This is a genomic window from Methylophilus sp. Q8, assembly GCF_000800115.1.
Lineage (GTDB): Bacteria > Pseudomonadota > Gammaproteobacteria > Burkholderiales > Methylophilaceae > Methylophilus.
Genome location: NZ_JUHE01000001.1, coordinates 304,355 through 324,403 on the forward strand (window position 1 = coordinate 304,355; position 20,049 = coordinate 324,403).

Sequence of the window (20,049 nt, forward strand, 5' to 3'; positions counted from 1 at the left end):
CAAAGGGAAACAAACTGTGCTGATCTGGTTTGTCGTGGCGTATTTACTGGTTTCAATCGGCATCGGCCTGATTGCCGCCAGAAATGTGCACAGCACCAAAGATTATGCCGTGGCAGGCCGTCACTTGCCGCTGCCTGTGGTCATGGCAACCGTGTTTGCCACCTGGTTTGGGGCCGAAGCCGTGTTTGGCGTCTCCGCCACCTTTGTGCGTGAAGGCCTGACCGGTGTTGCCGCCGACCCGTTTGGCTCCAGCATGTGCCTGATTATCGCTGGCATTTTCTTCTCCAGCCGCCTGTACAAACTCAACATCCTGACGCTGGGTGACTTCTACCGCATGCGTTATAACCGCTCGGTTGAGGTGCTGACCACCATTGCTATCGTCATCTCTTACATGGGCTGGGTCGCCGCGCAAATCAAGGCACTCGGCCTGATTTTCAACCTGATCAGCCATGGCGCCATTTCAGAACACACCGGCATGATCGTCGGCACCGCCATCGTGCTTACCTATACCACGCTGGGCGGCATGCTCTCGGTGGCGATTCTCGACTTTGTGCAAATGATCGTCGTCATCGGCGGCCTGCTTTATATCGCCAATATCGTCTCTGGCCAAACCGGCGGTGTCGCACCGGTGATAGAGCACGCGCGCAACGCGGGCAAACTGCATTTCTTTCCGCAATCTACAAACTGGAGCGTATGGCTGACTTTCCTCGGCGGCTGGCTGACCATGATGCTGGGATCAATTCCGCAACAGGACGTATTCCAGCGCATTACCTCTGCCAAAACAGCAAAAATCGCGTTATGGGGCTCATTGCTGGGCGCGAGTATCTACTTTTGCTTTACCTTTGTGCCCATGTTTATCGCCTATGCCGCTACGCTCATCGACCCGGCAACCTTTGGCACACTGGTCGAAACCGACTCACAGCGCGTGCTGCCCACCCTGGTGCTCACGCACACCCCCCTGGTCGCACAAGCGATTTTCTTTGGCGCAGTGCTATCAGCCATCATGAGTTGTTCCTCAGCGACCCTGCTGGCCCCTTCTGTCACCTTTGCTGAAAACGTGGTGAAAGGCTTTATGCCGCACATGAACGACCATGCATTCTTGCGCGTGATGCGACTGTGTCTGGTGGGCTTTGCCGCCATGGTATTGTTTTATGCGCTTAACTCAGAGCTGTCGATTTTCGGTATGGTAGAAAGCGCGTATAAAGTCACGCTGGCAGGTGCTTTTGTGCCTTTGTTCTTTGGCGCCTTCTGGAAGCGCGCAAGCAGCCAGGGCGCACTGGCTGCGATTATCTTCGGCATCGGCAGTTGGGTGCTGATCGAGATACTGGTAGGCGAAGCCAGCCTGGTACCAGCGCAATTGGTGGGTCTACTCATCAGTGCTGTGGCAATGATCATCGGCTCATTGCTACCACAGAAAATTGGCGGTACGCCGCACAGCCCTTCCGGCTATTTACACGAGCACGCGGCAAGCAGCCACCCGCATTAAACCTCGTCAATGCGGGAATACGGCTTTAAAACAGTGACTATTCAAATAAACAAAGTCGCCTTATATTGATGATAATGCTTTTTTGAGCATGATCCGCCTTTAGATAATTGAACATTTATGGCCGTTAACAAGCGTTACTACACCCTACTCCTCAGCGCCATTGTGCTCATTGGCTTTGTGGCTACCAGCCTGATTGGTTACTTTGTCGCCAAAGACTCGCTGACTGACCGCTTGCAGCAGGAAATGCTGCCGCTCACCAGCGACAATATCTACTCTGAAATCCAGCGCGACTTGTTGCAGCCGCTCTTGATTTCCTCACTGATGGCCAATGATGTCTTTGTATTTGACTGGATCAATAATGGCGAGCAAGACGCCAATAGAATGACCAGTTACCTAGCGCAAATCCAGAAAAAATATAACACCATCACCGCCTTTTTTGTGTCTGAAAGCTCAGGCAATTACTACCATCCGTCTGGCGTTTTAAAACGCGTATCGCCAGCAAATCCTGAGGATCACTGGTATTTTGATGCCAGAAACTCACGCAACCCTTACGTTATCAATATTGACCGCGATACTGCAGACAAAAAACGCCTGAGTATTTTTGTAAATTACCGCATTGAAGATAAATCCGGCAAGTTTATTGGCGTGATTGGTGTGGGCTTATCGCTGCAAACCGTGGTTGAGCTGATTGAAAACTACCAGAAACGCTATGGCCGCGAAATCTACTTTGTGAATCGCCAGGGTGAGGTCATGCTGCAAAGCAGCCAATACCGTTCTGAGCTGCATTTGCAAAACAAATCCGGGCTGGATAAAGCGTTTCTGCAAGTGCTGACCTCGCCTAGCTCTTCGCTGTCGTTTAAAACCAGCAGCGGCAATATGCTCTACCTCAATAGTCGCCTGGTGCCTGAATTTGACTGGTATTTAATCGTCGAGCAGGTCAACGATCCAAGCTCAGAACGCATCGAAACCGCCTTCCTCATCAACCTGGCCGTGGCCGTCGTGATCAGCATGATCGTACTGGCACTGGCGCATTTTGCCGTGCGTGGCTATCACGACAAGTTGGAGATGATGGCGACCCAGGACAAATTGACCGGTGTCACCAGCCGCCAGGTATTCGAGTTCTACTTCAAGCAAGCCGTCGCACGCGGCAAACGCCGCGACGAGTCATTGTCCCTGGTGCTGTTGGATATCGACCTGTTCAAGCTAGTGAATGATACTTATGGCCACGAAGCCGGAGACAGAGTGCTCACGCGTGTGGCGCAGTTGATCAAGTCGCACGTTCGCGAAGAAGATGTGGTTTGTCGATGGGGCGGGGAAGAATTTTTGATTCTGCTTTCCGGCTGCAATATGCAACATGCCCGGGACATTACCGAACTCATACGCTCGGCAGTCGCCGGACTGCAATTCCACTTTAGCAATAAAGTGGTGCAAATCACCGTCAGCGCCGGTATCGCCGAGATGCAGACCGATGAAATACTGGGCCAGGTGGTAGAACGCGCAGACCATCACCTGTATGCTGCCAAGCGTGCCGGGCGTAACTGCATCAAGCCAGACATCGACGACGAAACGGCATAACGCAGACGTTGCTGTGACGCCTATTTTTTGCGTATGCTACCAGCAGCAGCACGCGGCTGGCAGTGCTCACAATAAAACGTGGAACGCTGACCCAGGCGGATATTCAGGATCGGCCTGGTACACACGCGGCAAGGCTCGCCAGTGCGGCCATACACGGTATACGTCTGTTGAAAATAACCAGGGTTACCATCAGCACCAAAGAAATCACGCAAACTGCTGCCACCAGCGTCCAGCGCAGCTTGCAAGGTCAACTTGATCTCTTGCACCAGCAATGCGCATTGCGCCAGTGTTAAGGCCTTGGCAGGCGTTTCAGGGTGTATGCGCGCCCTGAATAAAGACTCACTGGCATAAATATTCCCCACGCCCACCACCAGGTGCGCATCCATGATGGTCGTTTTGATCGGTGCGCTGCGTGTGCGTATATGTTGATATAAATAGTCAGCGTTAAAACCAGCCTCTAAGGGCTCGGGGCCCAGGCTGCTGAGCAGCGCATGCTGCAATGGGTGCTTATCCAGCCACAACACGGCTCCGAACCGGCGCGGATCGCGCAGGCGGATCACGCGGCCATCTTCAAAGCGGATATCAAAGTGATCATGCTTTTCGGCAGGGAAATCGCGCTCCAGCAAACACAGGCGGCCCGACATGCCCAGATGCAGCAACAACACGCCTTCTGCTTCAGTGGTGCCAATCTCGGCCAGGATATATTTGGCACGGCGCGTGAGTTTGAGCACGCGGCGGCCCTGCAAATGTTGCGGCAAATCGGCCGGAATCGGCCAGCGCAAGCCATGATGGCGGATAGTCACTTGCGCGATCTGCGCCCCTTCTACAGGCAGCAACCCACGCCGCGTGACCTCAACCTCGGGTAATTCAGGCATGCCGGTTATTTGCTCTTAGGTGCCTGGATATTCACCGGCGGGTTCACCATGGTAAAACCGGTGTCGTTGCTGAAGTGATAAATAATCCCTTCATCCGGACGCGCCAGCAGATACTCTGGCGACTCCTGCAGCTTGTCAAAATGGACCTTCTTGCCATTGCGCAACAGCACCTCAAAAGAAGGATAGGTTTGCTTGCGATCTGGTGTATAAAACTCAACCGATGTTGCTTGCGCCTGCACCCAGCTGAAATCCATCCACTCATTCATATCATTCTGGGTCGGCTTGGCTTTAGGATCATTGGCTGACCATTTGCCTTCGGTAGACAGCTCAACCTTGAGTGCATTCTCTTCCCACTGCTCCAGATGCGCGAGGTCGAAACCAGCCAGCTGTTTACGCTCAACCGGGGACAAGGGTGTTTTATCCACCATTTCGATCGGCTGCGTAGACGCTGCTTCGCTATACTGCCCGGGCAACAAATACACTTGTCCCGCATACCCGACGTACTGTTCTTCTGAAACAGGATTGTAAGTGCCAAACGTGAACACTTGCTCACCCTTGGCGCCAGATAGCGTCAACTTCAATACCGGCTGATCCAGCCCGTATTTAGCTGCATCTTGCAATGGCAGCCTGGTCGCCGTGGTTGCGGCAATAATAGACATCACGCGCTGCACAGAGGATTGGTCTGCACGTGCCGCATACGGCTTGCGCATCATCCAGTAACCATCCTGCTTTTCAAAAATGGTCGGGGCCTTGGCCGGAAACTCCGCTTTCACGGTATCGAAATCAGCCATTTTAAGGCTGGAAACTTCAAACCTGGCTGATGTTGCCTGTTCCTGCGGTTTCAAATGCAGGAACACGGCTATGCCAACCACCACAGCCAATAACAACAGATTCAATATCCATCTTTTTTTCATGACACCACTCCGACAACCAGACCGTTAGACATTAAGCCTTGCGGCGTTTCCACCACAGGAACAGGCCTGCAACAAACAAACCGACTGGAATCAGGTACTGGAACGCATGGAATACGATCCAGGCCACCAGGCGGCCCTGATCGGTGGCTGGGATCGTGACGTTAATGTCTTTCAGTGGCATCGGCTGTATCGTAATCAGGCGATCATCACCCGCCAGCCAGTTGATGATATTAATGCCCAAATCCAGGTTACCGCCGTTAGTAATAAAGGTATTGGCCAGGAAGTTGGCATTACCGATCACCACCACGCGCTGGCCTTTTTTACCGTATTCGCGCTCCAAAGCCACGCCGACGTTAATCGGGCCTGCTTTGTCTTTACCCTGGTCAAAACTGACCTTAAGGTTTTGCGCACCCGCCGGAATCTTGTCGGACTCCAGCCAGCCATTCGGCGCCACGTCGATCAGGCGGCCCACTTTCCAGCCCAGATCATCTGATGCCTGGCCATCGATCTGATGTGCCTCAGGGAACACGGTACGCAGCATAAAGTTACGTGTAATGGCATGGTCGCCATACAGGCTGGCAAACGCCATTTTCGGATCGGCGCCGTATTGTTCAGCCGCACGGTCAACCACGATACCGGCAGACACTTTAATGCCCAGGTACTCAGCCACTTCTTGCAACCCATGCAGGTTATCGTCATCCAGCAGCCACAGCACATTACCGCCTGCTTCAATATAGGCCTTGATCTTTTTCGCTTCGACGGCACTGATATCGACTTGCGGTGCCGCAATCACCAGCATGGCGCCATTGGCAGGCACCTGTTGTGCAATCGTCAGGTCAGGGTTGGCAAACTTAAAGCCTTTGCTTTCCAGCTGTTTGCCGAACTCACCCAGGTCATGGTTTTTCAGGCCTTGCAACAAACGCTCGCCATGGCCATCCAGATACATGACGGGCTGGTTATTGGTACGTGACAAACGCACCAGCAAGTTGGTCATTTCCTGTTCAGCAAACGGTGGCGTGATGTGCTCGGAACGCTTGTTGTACTCCACAATCGTCTCGCCATCGACCTTCACACCGGCTTCTTGTGCCAGTTTTGGCTCTTCGGACGGATTGATGAACTTGATAAAAACGTTTTTCTTTTCGCGCTGGTAGCGGGCGACAAAATCCAGCATGCCTTTACGGAAAGTATCGCCATTATTGGCGTCATCGTTGGTGGCAAATACCGTGATATTGACGTCACCATCCATTTGCTTGAGCACATTGACACTGCCCTGGGTCAGGATATTGCGGTTAGCCTGGGTAATATCCTTGGCCCAGCGGTATTGGCTGGACAAATAGCCCAGCATGACCACCAACGCCAAAAACACCAGCACAAACATCCAGTTTTGCGCCAATAACTGCCATCTAAATTTACGGTTAATTTTCATAATGCATTCAGCTCAAAAACAATGTCGCGACTAACCGCGTAAACGATCCGCATCCAGACGACGAATCGTCAGGGTAATAAAAGTGAGGATAAACAAGCCGAAGTAGGCCAGGTCCGCCGTATCCATCAAGCCACCGGCAAACGACTGAAAATGGCGCATGAGCGAAAACTTGAGCATGGTGCTGGTCGGGTCACCAGCAAAAAAACGGTCCAGGATCATCAGGACAAACAAGGCAATAAAACTGAGGATACCGGCAATAATCGGCTGCGCGGTCAGGCTGGAGAAATACAGGCCCAACGCGGCAAAACTGGAAACCAGCAGCAGCAAACCCAGCGAGTTAGCAAAAATATAGCCGAAATCAATGTCTGCCCAAATGTTCAGCGTAAACAGCATGGCGGCAATATAGACCACCAATATGCTCAAAAACACCACCAGGCCCAGAAACTTGCCAACCACGATCTCGCTGATAGACAACGGCGCGCTGAACAAAAACGGCATGGTTTGGCTGCGACGCTCTTCTGAAATCAAGCGCATGGAGAGCAAGGGCACGGCAAACAGCATGATAAAAGACGCCAGGCCATAGACGGTTTGGCCGACAAACTGCGTCACGCCAATACGCTCGGCCGGGCGGATGGAGCCGGACATGACTTCAAAGTAATTATTCACTCCATTGAGGTAATAGGTGCCGAAGGAGAAGGTCAGCAGTGCCAGAATAATCCACCCCATTGGTGAGGCGAACATACTCTTGAGTTCTTTTCTTGCAATATTCAACATACTTAAATCTTTCCGTCTACACTCAATCTGCTGGCTTAAGCCGCTTTGGCCTCATCCGTACCTGCTGCCTCGTGGTAAGTCAGCTGTACAAACACGTCTTCCAGGCTGGTCTGGTCAGGGGCAATATGATACAAGCCCCAGCCGTTTTGCACGGCGGCCTGCACAATGGCTTCATGCGGTTGTGCGCCTTCATGAAAACGAATGCGCCACAGCCCATCCGCCGGCTCCACTTCAGCCACACCGGCAATCGCAGCCAGTTGCGCCGCTTCTGGGGCATTGCGCAAACCGACCAGCAATTTATTACCGATGCGCTGCTGTTTAAGCACATCAATACCGCCGTTAAACACCAGCTTACCTTTATCAATAATCTGCACATGGTCACACACCATTTCCACTTCCGGCAGAATATGCGTAGAAACAATCACGCTATGCGCCTGGCCGATCTCTTTGATCAAGGCACGGATATCACGGATCTGGATCGGATCCAGGCCGACCGTCGGTTCATCCAGAATCACCACCATAGGGTTATGAATAATGGCCTGGGCAATCCCCACGCGCTGCTGGTAACCGTTAGACAGGTTTTCAATCAGGCGTTTGCTCATATGCGTCAAGCCACAGCGCTCTTTGGCATGCTCAACCGCTTTTTTAATATGCTTGCCCGCCACATTATGCAAACGTGCAGCAATCGTCAGATACTCATCTACCGTGAATTCTTTATATAAGGGACGCATTTCCGGCAAGTAGCCAATCAGGGCTTTGGCTTCTTTCGGATGCTCCATCATATCGATGCCACAGATTTTGACGCTACCGGCACTAGGCGCCAGATTACCGGTCAACATTTTCATGGTGGTCGACTTACCAGCACCGTTAGGCCCCAAAAAGCCTAATACCTGCCCCTGTTGCAGACTAAACGTTACGTCACTGACCGCTGCGCGGCCACCATACAAACGGGTCAATTCGATTGCTTCAACTGTCAAATTTGCCATGATTCTTTCACACACCTACCGACTAAAGACAACTGCATTGCGCCCACAGTACCACTGCTGACCAGCAAATCCCTAGACAAAGATTTCATCAAAAAGTTATAGTGCCAATACTACTGTTGTAGCATGCGGTTTTAGCCCGAGCCAAACCGCCAATTACAATTCAGTTACAAATCGCACATTATGGATGAACTTGCAGCAACTGTCACGGACTAAACAACAATTCAGCCTCACACAACGACCGCTTAAATCGCCGCCATGACACTGTTCATCAACAGACCAACCAAACAGGAATTCAGTATGCCTCAAACCAGCCGTTTCACGCTTAAACCCACTGCAAAGCGCCGCACAGCCCTGGCGCTTTGCCTGGCATTGCTGACAACCCCGGCCTGGTCAGCCAGCAGCTCCCCTACGATCACCACACCCACTGCTGAGTTTGTCTACAAATACCTGCTGGGCGAAGTCGCTGCTCAGCGTGGCGAATTTGTGTTGGCAGGCCAGCTGTTCCTCGACTTAGCCAAACAGACACGCGACCCATTGCTGGCTGAACGTGCAACCCAGGCCGCCACGATTGCGCGTACGCCGCAACTGGCCTTGCCTTCGGCCGAACTATGGTCAGAGCTGGCTCCAGACTCGATTCCTGCCGCACAAACGGCGAGCCAGTTATTCATTGCCAACGGCAACCTGAAAAAAGCCATTCCGCAAATCCAGAAAGTACTCGCCAACGATAATATCCGCCCGAATGCCTTCATGGAATTGAACAGCCTGATGATGCGCGTGACGGACAAAACCAGTGTGCTGGAGGCGATTCAGCAGTTGGCCAAGCCTTACCCCAAACTGCCTGAAGCCCACTTTGCGGTTTCACAAGCCGCTTATTTTGCTCACAACGAAAGCCTGATGGTTGCCGAACTCAAAGAAGCGTCCAAACTGCGCCCGGGCTGGGAGCCACCAGCACAAATCCGCGGCCAGATGCTGAGTGAGCAAGACCCGCAAAAAGGCATTGCGTTTTATCGTGATTTTTTAAATTCCTACCCCGAAGCTGACCAGATCCGCCTGGCGCTGGCGCGTGCCTTGCTGGTACAAAAAAACACCACGGATGCCAAGGTAGAGTTCACCAAATTGCTCGAGCGTCATAAAAACAACCCGGAAATGAATGTCATCGTTGGCCTGCTGGCACTGGATGCCAAAGAGTACAGTTTTGCTGACCGCTACCTGGAGCACGGCCTTGAGGTTGGTTTTAAAGAGCCCAACAAAGTGTATTTCAACCTGGGCCGCTCGGCTGCCGAGCAAAAAGATGATGCACGCGCCCTGCAGTGGTTTGACAAAATCGGCGAAGGCGAGCAGTTTCTGGCAGGTCGCCTGGCATCAGCCGCCATCATCGCGCGCCGGGACGGCATTGATGCAGCAATTACCATGCTGGACAATGTCGATGGTTTAACACCGGAACAACAAGCATTAGTGGTACAGAATGAAGCCTTGATGCTTAACCAGGCCAAACGCACCGATGAAGCCTACACCCTGCTGGAAAAGGCGGTGCAAAGCTTCCCCGAGAGCCCGGAACTGTTGTACGACTATGCCTTGAATGCGGAACGCAAAGGCAAATTTGACATCATGGAAGAGACTTTATCCAAGGTCATTAAAATGAAGCCAGACATGGCTGCCGCCTACAATGCGCTGGGCTATTCTTATGCGGATCGCAATATCAAGCTAATGGAAGCCAAGAGCCTGATTGAAACCGCCACCAAGCTGTCACCAGAAGACCACTACATTATGGACAGCCTGGGCTGGGTGTATTACCGCCTCGGCGACCTGGGCCATGCCACTGAGGAGTTGCGTCGCGCATACACCATTCAACAAGACCCTGAAATTGCTGCCCACCTGGCTGAAGTATTATGGAAGCAGGGCCAACGTGACGAAGCGCAGAAAATCCTGGATCAGGCACTCTCCGCCAACCCTGACAACGAAGTGCTGGTCGCCACTGCGCAAAAACTGAAATCTGCCCTGTAATGCTGGTCACACTGCCCACGCTAGCGCGCTGGAAGTCGCGCACAGGCCACCGAGTCATGGCTGGCCTGCTGGGCGTGGCGCTGGCCGGTTGCTCCACCTTGCCAGCGCCGCCGACCCAGACCACGGCAAGCACCGCAACCCAGCAACGCATACAGCGATTGCAAGCCAGGCAGCCATTTGCGCTAGAGGCCAAACTGGCGGTGCAATATGCAGGCAAGGGCTACACTGCCCGCCTGGAATGGCAGCATGATGCGCAAGAAGATACCATGCGCATTTTCAGCCCCCTGGGCCAGCAAGTTGCCCTGATTCACCGCACACCGCAAACAGTTACACTGACCGACCAAAGTGGCAAACAACACACCGCGGCCGATGTCGCCAGCCTGACCGAGCGACTGCTCGGCTGGCGACTGCCACTCTCCGGTTTAAGCCAATGGATTTTAGGTGCGCCTCACCGCGACAGCCCGTTTCAGGCCAATTATCTTGAAAATGGCGCCCCGGCCAGCCTGACGCAAGATCAATGGCAAATCACCTATGATGATTACCAGCAAACAGCCCTCAATGGCGCACTGGAACAACTGCCTTACACCACGCGCCTGCAACAGCAGGATGTACGCCTGAAACTGGTGATTCAGCACTGGTAAGCAGTCACTCACACACGCATCACCCGACCTTGCGCTGATTAAAGATTCAGCGCAAGGCGTCGATAATGGCACTATGAGCTGTTATCTTCTCACCCCCACTTATTACCGACTTTGGCTGGCATTTAGCTTATGGCTAGTGCTGGGCCTGATGCCTGGCCACGGCCATGCCTCGCAGTGGTTATCGATCAAAAAAACCGATGACAACCAGCTCATGATAGACAAGCAGTCCCTGCTGGAAGAAAAACCTTATATCAAAGCCTGGGTCAAGGTCGATTACCGCAATCCGCAGAAAAATGTGGAATCGGTAGACCGTGTCTACAACCATGCCAAGGCCTTATGGTATTTTGATTGCGACAAACGCAAAGCCGCGACCATCCAGGTGTTTCAATACGATGACGAAGAGTTGGTCTATTCAGCAGGCACCACCTCAAAACAGGCAGATTTTATTGAGCCACTGCCAGAGTCCGAAGTGGAAGTCGCACAGCAATATGTGTGCAAATGGCAAGCTAAGGAAAAACAGCGTATAGAAGCCGCCGCCAGACGCGCCGCCAACCCGGTGGTGCCTGCCGTTGCCAATAGCAAAGACAAACCTGTCGCGCCTGATAGTATTGCCGAGCCTGCCGCTGCGCCACCAGCCTCCAAACCCGAAGAAAAAGCCGCTGAAGCAAAACCGGCAGATGCCAAGCCTGCGGCCAAACCTGCCGAAGACAAAGCGGCAGCCACCAAACAAGCAGCCGTCGGCAAAACAGACAAAGGCGCTGATAGCAATAAAGACAAGGAAAAAACCGCTAAAGCCGACAAGGCCAATGATAAGTCCTGGGCCTATAGCGGCCCGCGCGGGCCTGACAAATGGGGCAGCCTGAACCCGGACTATGCAGTGTGCAATGCCGGTAGCCAGCAATCGCCGATTAACGTCGACAATACGATCACAGCCGCACTTAAACCAATTAAGCGCTTGCAGAAGTTTCCGCTCAAAAATATTGTCCTCAAGGACCACAGCCTGATCCTGGATGCGGGCACCGGCAATATGATGGTGCTGGACCAAAAGCCATACCAGCTGAAATATATCAGTGTGCATGTGCCGAGCGAACATCAAATCAAACAGAAATCATATGCCGCAGAGCTGCAGATGGTGCATGAAGATAAAGCCGGACACCGTGTGATTATCGCGGTCATGCTGGAAGAAGGTAGCACACACGCCGGGCTGGAAAAACTGTTAGGCAGCTTGCCCAAAGAAAAAGAACAAAGCAAACCGTTGGCGATACGCGTCACACCTGCCGACCTGATGCCGGCCAAGCCTGCATATTATCGATACAGCGGTTCGCTGACGGCACCGCCATGTACCGAAGGCGTGCAGTGGGTGATCATGAAAGAAGCCATCAAAGTGTCCAAATTCCAGCTAGGCAGCTTGCAGCAAGCCATCGGCGAGCCCAACCAGCGCCCGGTGCAGGATGGTCAAGGCCGCATGATCCTGGAATAAGCACGCCAGAACGCTGCAGGCATGCTTTACAATAACGGGTATGGAACTGCTGACCTACCCCGCTCCCTGTAAAATCAATCTGTTTCTGCATATTACCGGCCGCCGTGCTGACGGCTACCATGCGCTGCAAAGCGTCTTTTTGCTGCTGGATCACGGTGATGAACTGCGCATACGCGTACGCCAGGATGGGCAAATTGTGCACATGAACCCGTTACCCGGCGTGCCGCCAGAAAAAGATTTAACCATACGCGCCGCGCGTGCCTTGCAGCAAACCAGCCAATGCACACTGGGCGCAGACATTGAATGTATCAAGCGCACGCCCATGGGCGGCGGCCTCGGCGGCGGCAGTTCGGATGCTGCCACGGTACTCATGGCACTGAATCAGCAATGGCAACTCGGCTATTCAAGGCAACAACTGATGGCGATTGGGCTCACATTAGGGGCGGATGTGCCCGTATTTATCTTTGGCCAAACGGCTTGGGCAGAAGGCGTGGGTGAACAATTATCAGCCGTTGCCCTGCCAGCTGACATGCTGGAAAAATACTACGTGGTGATCACACCACAGGTAGAGGTGCCAACCGCAAAAATATTTGCGCATCAAGCATTGACAAGAGACTCGAAACCATTGAGAATGGCGGACTTTTCAAACGGCGCTAATTCCAGCGCGTTCTGGCAGCAAGCCAAAAACGATATGGAAGCGGTTGTTTGTGCGTTATATCCCAACGTTGCAAATACGTTGCTCTGGTTAAAACAATACGGCGATGCCCGTATGAGTGGTTCAGGCGCTTCGGTATTCGTCGCTGTGGATAGTGAAAAAAAAGCGCATGAATTGATTAAAAATAGACCAAAAAACACTTCCGGTTTTTGGTCAAAAGGGTTAAAATACCATCCGCTTTTTGCCTCGGTCGCCGATGATGGTCAGGTAACAAAAAGCGTATGATTAAGACAAGTTATTGGGGAGTCGCCAAGCTGGTTAAGGCACCGGATTTTGATTCCGGCATGCGAAGGTTCGAATCCTTCCTCCTCAGCCAAACATAAGCGTGTAGATTTAACGATTTACACGCTTAAATTTTTTGTAGATTCCGGACCTGTGGCTGGAATCAGGTTCCAAGACATCGTCATCGCTTAAAAAAGGGTACAACGTTGAGTAACGCCAACATGATGGTATTTACCGGCAATGCCAATCCGGTACTGGCACAAGAAGTTGCCACGCATTTGGGTATTGAATTAGGGCGTGCCGATGTTGGCCGATTTTCAGACGGTGAAATCATGTTGGAGCTGCTGGAGAATGTCCGCGGCCGTGACGTGTTTGTATTGCAGTCTACCAGCTACCCGACCAATGACAGCCTGATGGAAGTCATGGTCATGGTCGATGCGCTGCGCCGCTCTTCTGCTGGCCGCATTACCGCAGCCATCCCTTACCTGGGTTATTCTCGCCAGGACAGACGTCCGCGCTCAGCCCGTGTAGCGATCACAGCGAAAGTGGTCGCCAATATGCTGACCAGCGTCGGTGTGAACCGCTTGTTGACCATGGACTTGCACTCAGATCAGATCCAGGGCTTTTTTGATATCCCGGTCGACAATATTTATGCGACCCCGATTCTGCTGGAAGACCTGGCCAAGCAAGGTCACGAAAATCTGGTAGTCGTTTCACCAGACGTTGGTGGTGTGGTGCGTGCGCGTGCAGCCGCCAAACAATTGAATGCCGACCTGGCCATTATCGACAAACGCCGCCCGAAAGCGAACGTTGCCAAGGTCATGAATATTATCGGTGAAGTTGAAGGCCGCACCTGTGTCATCATGGATGACATGGTGGATACCGCCAACACCTTGTGTGAAGCCGCTGCCGCCCTGAAAGACCGTGGCGCGACCAAAGTGGTTGCTTATGCCACCCACCCGGTATTGTCCGGTGGTGCCGGTGAGCGCATTACAGCTTCCGCACTGGATGAGTTAGTGGTCACCAACACCATTGCATTAAATGCTGGCGCACAGGCCTGCAGCAAAATCCGCCAACTGAGCGCGGCCACTTTGCTGGCAGAAACCATCAAGCGCATCAGCCAGGAAGAGTCAGTGTCTTCTTTATTTATGGATTAACCATCCATAAATCAAATAGAAGGTATGGATTAAGTTTTACACCGCCTGCTGGTCGCGGCAGGTGGATTTTAGTGCAGTACCGCCATTCGTGGCGTTTTTAGGAGCCTCAAAATGAGTATCGAAATTAAAGCAGTCAAACGTGACGTTCAAGGTACGGGTGCGAGCCGCCGCCTGCGTCGCGCTGGCAGCGTGCCTGGTGTTGTTTACGGTGGTGATCAAGCCGCTGTATCTATCGAGTTGAACCACAAAGAACTGTTCATGGAATTCCGCCATGAAGCTTTTCACGCATCTATCCTGAGCCTGGTGCTGGATGGCAAAGCTGAGAGCGTTTTGCTGCGTGACTACCAACTGCACCCAGTGCGCAACACGATTCAGCACATCGATTTCCAGCGCGTATCCGCGACTGAGAAAATCCACGTGAAAGTGCCTTTCCACTTCATCAATGAAGATGTGGCACCTGGCGTTAAAACCGGTGGTGGTAACATCTCCCACATCCAGACTGAAGCTGACGTAAGCTGCCTGGCGAAAGACTTGCCAGAGTTTATCGAAGTAGATCTGGCCAAACTGGAAGCTGGTCATTCTATCCACTTGTCCGAAATCAAACTGCCAAAAGGCATTGAGTTTGTTCAACTGGCACACGGCGATGACGCTGCAGTGGTTTCAATTGCTAAACCACGTGGTGGTAGCGAAGAAGCTGCTGAAGAAACACCAGCAGCCTAAGCAGGCCCGGCGGTTATCCGCTACAATAAACGCGCACAATCCTGTGCGCGTTTTTTTTGGTGTGCGTTTTTGTGCACCAATCTAAGCTAGATCGTAAATACGCAAATATGAGTGGAATAAAACTAATCGTTGGCCTGGGCAATCCGGGTGAAAAATACACCATGACCCGCCACAATGCCGGGTTCTGGCTGGTGGATTTACTGGCAGAACAATCCGGTAGCCGCCTGGCAGCGGAGGCCAAACTGTTTGGCATCGCGGGCAAATGGCAACCTCACAGCGATAAATGGCTACTCAAACCCAGCACCTTTATGAATGCCAGCGGCAAGTCGGTGGCCGCCATTGCCAATTACTACAAAATCCAGCCCGCAGAAGTACTGGTGGTGCATGACGAACTGGATCTGCCGCCAGGACAAGCCAAACTGAAATTTGGCGGTGGCCACGGTGGCCATAACGGCCTGCGCGATATTCACGCGGCGCTGGGCACACCGGATTACTGGCGTCTTCGCATCGGCATCGGCCATCCTGGCAATAAGGCTGAAGTGGTGAATTTTGTCTTGAAAGCGGCGGGCAAAGACGAACAGCAAGCCATTGATGACAGCATCATCAAAGCCACCACCGTCAGTGACCTGCTGGCACAAGGCCAATTTGAAAAAGCCATGCTGCAACTGCACAGCAAATAACCATTAGCGTGAAATAATCGCCGGATGCTGGTGCCACTCATGGTGCCAGCTCACAAATGCCTCGGGGCGTAGCGGTGGCGAGAAGTAATAACCCTGGCCGAAATCGCAGCCCATCTCCTGCAATATACGTAATTGGCGCTGGTTCTCAATGCCTTCTGCAATCACCTGCATACCCAGGCTATGCGCCATCACAATAATCGCGCGGCACAACGCTTCGTCCTCACCTGAGGTGCCCAGCTCGCGTACAAATGAACGGTCAATCTTTACGTAATCAATCGGGAATTTTTTCAGGTAAGACAAGGCTGAATAACCGGTACCAAAATCGTCCAGCGCCACTTGCACGCCTGCCCGCTGATATTGCGCTAAGCGCTCACTGACATGCGAACTGGCATCCAGCAACAAGCGCTCGGTGATTTCAACCACCACCATATTGCCTTCATGATGGTTTTTCGCCATTTCAAACAGCCAGTCTTCATTTTTTCTATGCTCGGTGGCAAACTGCACCGGCGATTTATTCACCGCCACCTGGAACAGTGGATGCAACGACTGGCGCCACTGCCGACACTGTGCAATCGCCGTTTTAAACACCCACTCGCCAATGGGCACAATCAGTAAATTGTCCTCGGCAATGCAGACAAACTCCATCGGCGGAATCAGGCCTTTGACCGGGTGCTGCCAGCGTAACAAGGCCTCTGCCTTCACCACCATATTGGTTTGCAAATCCACTACCGGCTGATATTCGAGGAAAAACTCGTCATTGCTGATCGCCTGGCGCAAATCCTGCGACAAACGCATACGGTGCTCGGCACTTTGCTGCATGCGTGGCGTGAAATAGGTAAAGCAGTTGCCGCTTTTTTGCTTGGACGCATACATCGCCTGGTCCACGCGCTTCATGAGGTCTTCTTTATTGCCCGCATCATCAGGAAAGATCGCAATGCCAAGGCTGGCAGAGACATAAGCATGCGTATCATCCAGCTGAAAAGGCTGCGACAAGGCTTCCAGTATACGTTGCGCCAATGCTTCCACATGGCTGGCATGGGCATCGCTCAGCATCAGCACAAACTCATCGCCTCCCAGCCGCGCAACCAGGTCTTTGTTGCCCACGCAGCCTGTCAGGCGTTTACCTGCCTGCAACAATAACTTGTCACCCTGGTCATGGCCCTGGCTATCATTCACCTCTTTAAACCGGTCCAGGTCTAAAAAGATAATCGCCAGTTTCTGGTTATTATTTTTAATGCCATGTAGCGCCTGATCCAGCCGGTCAAAAAACAGGCGGCGGTTAGGCAAGCCGGTCAACGTATCGACGTTAGCATATTGCCAGACCACTTCTTCCGACTGCTTGATTTTAGAAATATCCGCCAGCGTGCCCAATATCCGTGTCGGCTTGCCCTGCTCGTCCTGCATCAGCACCATGCCGCGGTCAAACACCCACTTCCAGCTGCCATCCTTGCATAACATGCGATACTCAATCGCATATTGCTCACGCTCACCATCCAGCACCTGCTGATGCAAATCCATCGCCACCGGCGCATCATCCGGGTGTATGCGCTGGTTCCAGGTGGCCGGTTTATGGTCCAGTTCATTCGCGGCAAAGCCCAGAATTTTCTTCCAATGATCAGAAAACACCACTTTGGATTCGAGCACATTCCAATCCCACACGCCATCCCCAGTGCTCTCCATGGCAAACTTCCAGCGCTGCTCGCTGCTGTTGAGTGCCAGGCTGTATTTTTCCAAGGCGTTACGCGTGCGATTACGCACCACGGCGAATTGCACCAGCCCAGCCAATAACAGGCTGATCACCACGCCCAATACACCCATATCGTTAGCATCACGGTAATCAGTGGCCGCTTCAAAGGCAGGCGTAGAACGTGCCTGCAAACGCCAGACCTGACCACTCACATTTAAAGTATAGGCGACCGTAAACTCGGCCTCACTGTCATGCACGTGCGCATCCTCAGAGCCACTGTGATACAAAGGCACTTGCCCTTCTTCACGCCCCTGGTCAAACACATCAAAATGCACCAGCCGCTGCTCCATCGGGTGCAAGGCCTCCGCCAACAGGGCAGCCACATCAAAACGTAAAAACACCCAGCCATTTAACCAATGGCGGCGATCACCTGTTTGCATGCCATCATGATGACGGTACACCGGCGCATGGAAAATATAGTTCTTATAAGGCTGCACGCTGGTATTGGCCGCGTAATGCCCAGACAACACCAAACGGTCACCGTCGCCCGCTTCCAGCAAGTCCGCGCGTAATTGCGCATCCAGAAAAGTGTTTTTCAGCAGGGTGTCACGGTTGGCATCGTTACGCGGCTCCACATACAACACAGGCGCAATCTCGTCATCGCCCTTGATGAAATCCAATTGCTTGAGTAATTGTGGCAAAGGCATATCCAGATCTTTAAACGTTTCCGGATGATGCAGGTGGATATATTTGATAAAGCCCAGCGCATTCAGGCTGTTGTATTCGGTACTTTTGAGGTAGTCATCGACATAGAGTCTAAACTCTTCGGCCGAGACAAACTGCGAAGAAATATACAGCTGCTCCACACCCTTGAGGATTTGCCGGTAAGCATTGAGCCGTTGCTGAATCGCCTCAGACGCAGACACTGTAGACTGCTTGAACTTGACCGCCTGCAACGCCTCGGCATGATGGCGCTCACTCATCCACAGCAAAAAGGTGGTCTGCAATGCGCATAACAGGACTGCTGCTGCAATCCATCGTGACGATAAAACTTGTTGTAATGATGCCATATTGAAACGAAACATTTCACATCCTTGTCAGGAAGGCGCATGACGCATATGATTATGCCCCCGCAGTCATGCATTTGTTTATTTATAATAAAACTTAAATCTTGTATGCAACTTGCGTCAAATCAAGATTGATTCTGGCTCTATCTCCATACTAACGGTAAAATATTGGTTTTATTCAATCTTTGCCGCAAATTAATGGTGCGGCAATATTCACGCTAAGGTTCATCCACTATGAAATGCGGTATTGTCGGCCTGCCTAATGTAGGCAAATCCACCTTGTTTAACGCCATCACCAAAGCAGGCATCGCGGCAGAAAACTATCCTTTCTGTACCATCGAGCCTAACGTCGGCATCGTCGAGGTGCCAGACCAACGCCTGCAACCGCTGATCGACATCGTTAAACCGCAAAAGGTACAACCTGCGATTGTCGAGTTTGTCGACATTGCCGGTCTGGTGGCGGGCGCCTCCAAAGGTGAAGGCCTGGGTAACAAGTTCCTGGCCAATATCCGCGAAACTGATGCCATTGCCCACGTCGTGCGCTGCTTTGAAGACGGTAACGTCATTCACGTATCAGGCAAGGTAGACCCATTGGCCGACATCGAAGTGATTAACACCGAGCTGGCACTGGCCGACATGGAAACCGTAGAAAAAACCATGCAGCGCGAAGGCAAAAAAGCCAAAAGCGGCGACAAAGACGCCATCGCCCTGATCAAAGTGCTCGAAAAAGTCGTGCCTTGCCTCAACGACGCCAAAGCCGTGCGTACGCTGGGCCTGGATGCCGATGAACTCAACTTGCTCAAACCATTGTGCCTGATCACTGTGAAACCAGTGATGTACATCACCAACGTGATTGAAGGCGGTTTTGAGAACAACCCGCACCTGGACAAAGTGCTGGCATTAGCCAAAACCGAAAACGCGCCTGTGGTCACCATCTGCGCCAAAATCGAAGGTGAAATCTCCGAGCTGGACGAAGAAGACAAACTGCTGTTCCTGGAAGAACTGGGCCAGGAAGAACCCGGCCTTAACCGCGTGATCCGTGCCGCTTATGATTTGCTAGGCCTGCAAACCTACTTCACCGCCGGTGTACAAGAAGTGCGCGCCTGGACGGTTAAAAAAGGCGCGACTGCCCCACAAGCTGCCGGTGTCATCCACACCGACTTTGAACGCGGCTTTATCCGTGCCGAAGTGATTGCTTACAACGACTATGTGCAATTTAAAGGCGAAAAAGGTTCACAAGAAGCTGGCAAAATGCGCCTGGAAGGTAAAGAGTACATCGTGCAAGACGGCGATGTGATGCATTTCCGTTTCAACGTTTAAAGCAAGCCCGCGCCAACATGCACTAAACAAGTAAATTGGCGTGGATTTACTTTGACAATCAAGCGCAAAATCAATAGAATTGCGCCTTCAGTTTTAATGGTGATGTAGCTCAGCTGGTTAGAGCACAGGATTCATAATCCTGGGGTCGAGGGTTCAAGTCCCTCTTTCACCACCAAAATACTAAATAAGCCATTGATTGAATAGATCAATGGCTTATTTTTTGCCTAAGTTCTACGAGGTAGTACACAATGGTGGGGCCTGACGCCTGCCCACTTCCATCATAAAGTCGGCAATTGCATTTCAACTCACTCTTTAAGTAA

The 20,049-nt window shown here is 52.3% G+C and carries 16 protein-coding genes and 2 tRNA genes; 12 read left to right on the top strand and 6 right to left on the bottom strand.

The features are described from left to right. The first annotated feature begins 16 nt into the window (after window positions 1–16). Together GQ52_RS01555 and GQ52_RS01560 are read left to right on the top strand one after the other, a co-directional pair. Window positions 17–1,486 (top strand): sodium:solute symporter family protein, encoded by a 1,470-nt coding sequence (locus tag GQ52_RS01555; RefSeq protein WP_047518456.1) that lies wholly within the window; start codon window positions 17–19, stop codon window positions 1,484–1,486. A gap of 117 nt (window positions 1,487–1,603) precedes the next feature. Next, window positions 1,604–3,061: a sensor domain-containing diguanylate cyclase gene (locus GQ52_RS01560; RefSeq protein ID WP_047514509.1), complete on the top strand. Its 1,458-nt coding sequence runs from the start codon at window positions 1,604–1,606 to the stop codon at window positions 3,059–3,061. 20 nt (window positions 3,062–3,081) lie between these two features. On the opposite strand, the gene mutM is transcribed toward GQ52_RS01560, so the two are convergent. The 5 genes from mutM to GQ52_RS01585 are packed head-to-tail and all read right to left on the bottom strand — an operon-like array spanning window position 3,082 to window position 8,036. Beyond that, the gene (gene mutM, locus GQ52_RS01565) at window positions 3,082–3,936 is read right to left on the bottom strand and encodes a bifunctional DNA-formamidopyrimidine glycosylase/DNA-(apurinic or apyrimidinic site) lyase (RefSeq protein WP_047514512.1); all 855 of its coding nucleotides are present in this window, start codon (window positions 3,934–3,936) and stop codon (window positions 3,082–3,084) included. Window positions 3,937–3,941: 5 nt separating this feature from the next. Then, window positions 3,942–4,850 (bottom strand): DUF4340 domain-containing protein, encoded by a 909-nt coding sequence (locus tag GQ52_RS01570; protein WP_047514515.1) that lies wholly within the window; start codon window positions 4,848–4,850, stop codon window positions 3,942–3,944. 31 nt (window positions 4,851–4,881) lie between these two features. Next, window positions 4,882–6,276 carry a GldG family protein gene (locus GQ52_RS01575; protein WP_047514518.1) on the bottom strand — a complete coding sequence of 465 codons (1,395 nt, stop codon included), beginning with the start codon at window positions 6,274–6,276 and terminating at the stop codon, window positions 4,882–4,884. A gap of 30 nt (window positions 6,277–6,306) precedes the next feature. After that, on the bottom strand, window positions 6,307–7,050 hold the full coding sequence (locus GQ52_RS01580) for an ABC transporter permease (protein ID WP_024929594.1): 744 nt from the start codon (window positions 7,048–7,050) through the stop codon (window positions 6,307–6,309). A 35-nt stretch (window positions 7,051–7,085) separates the two neighbouring features. Continuing rightward, complete coding sequence (locus tag GQ52_RS01585; RefSeq protein ID WP_047514521.1) at window positions 7,086–8,036, bottom strand: ATP-binding cassette domain-containing protein; 951 nt, start codon at window positions 8,034–8,036, stop codon at window positions 7,086–7,088. 297 nt (window positions 8,037–8,333) lie between these two features. Here GQ52_RS01585 and GQ52_RS01590 point away from each other — a divergent pair, with 297 nt between their 5' ends. The 8 genes from GQ52_RS01590 (at window position 8,334) to pth (ending at window position 15,655) form a co-directional block, all read left to right on the top strand. Beyond that, complete coding sequence (locus tag GQ52_RS01590; protein WP_235272899.1) at window positions 8,334–10,040, top strand: tetratricopeptide repeat protein; 1,707 nt, start codon at window positions 8,334–8,336, stop codon at window positions 10,038–10,040. After that, window positions 10,040–10,681 carry a lipoprotein insertase outer membrane protein LolB gene (gene lolB / locus GQ52_RS01595; RefSeq protein WP_047514527.1) on the top strand — a complete coding sequence of 214 codons (642 nt, stop codon included), beginning with the start codon at window positions 10,040–10,042 and terminating at the stop codon, window positions 10,679–10,681. Before GQ52_RS01590 ends, lolB begins: the two co-directional genes overlap by 1 nt. A gap of 73 nt (window positions 10,682–10,754) precedes the next feature. Beyond that, window positions 10,755–12,161: a carbonic anhydrase gene (locus GQ52_RS01600; RefSeq protein WP_235272901.1), complete on the top strand. Its 1,407-nt coding sequence runs from the start codon at window positions 10,755–10,757 to the stop codon at window positions 12,159–12,161. Between the two features lie 40 nt (window positions 12,162–12,201). Beyond that, the gene (gene ispE, locus GQ52_RS01605; RefSeq protein WP_047514533.1) at window positions 12,202–13,101 is read left to right on the top strand and encodes a 4-(cytidine 5'-diphospho)-2-C-methyl-D-erythritol kinase; all 900 of its coding nucleotides are present in this window, start codon (window positions 12,202–12,204) and stop codon (window positions 13,099–13,101) included. A gap of 14 nt (window positions 13,102–13,115) precedes the next feature. Further along, window positions 13,116–13,192: transfer RNA gene (locus GQ52_RS01610), tRNA-Gln, on the top strand. Between the two features lie 127 nt (window positions 13,193–13,319). Further along, entirely contained in the window at window positions 13,320–14,255 is a 936-nt protein-coding gene (locus GQ52_RS01615; RefSeq protein ID WP_019881577.1) for a ribose-phosphate pyrophosphokinase, read from the top strand. Window positions 14,256–14,366: 111 nt separating this feature from the next. After that, entirely contained in the window at window positions 14,367–14,975 is a 609-nt protein-coding gene (locus tag GQ52_RS01620; protein WP_019881576.1) for a 50S ribosomal protein L25/general stress protein Ctc, read from the top strand. Between the two features lie 107 nt (window positions 14,976–15,082). Next, on the top strand, window positions 15,083–15,655 hold the full coding sequence (gene pth / locus GQ52_RS01625; RefSeq protein WP_024929587.1) for an aminoacyl-tRNA hydrolase: 573 nt from the start codon (window positions 15,083–15,085) through the stop codon (window positions 15,653–15,655). A gap of 3 nt (window positions 15,656–15,658) precedes the next feature. Here pth and GQ52_RS01630 read toward each other — a convergent pair whose 3' ends face one another. After that, window positions 15,659–18,427 carry an EAL domain-containing protein gene (locus GQ52_RS01630; protein WP_047514537.1) on the bottom strand — a complete coding sequence of 923 codons (2,769 nt, stop codon included), beginning with the start codon at window positions 18,425–18,427 and terminating at the stop codon, window positions 15,659–15,661. Between the two features lie 216 nt (window positions 18,428–18,643). On the opposite strand from GQ52_RS01630, the gene ychF reads away from it, so the two are divergent. Beyond that, window positions 18,644–19,729: a redox-regulated ATPase YchF gene (gene ychF / locus GQ52_RS01635; RefSeq protein ID WP_019881573.1), complete on the top strand. Its 1,086-nt coding sequence runs from the start codon at window positions 18,644–18,646 to the stop codon at window positions 19,727–19,729. A gap of 98 nt (window positions 19,730–19,827) precedes the next feature. Continuing rightward, window positions 19,828–19,904: transfer RNA gene (locus GQ52_RS01640), tRNA-Met, on the top strand. Window positions 19,905–20,049: the final 145 nt, after the last annotated feature.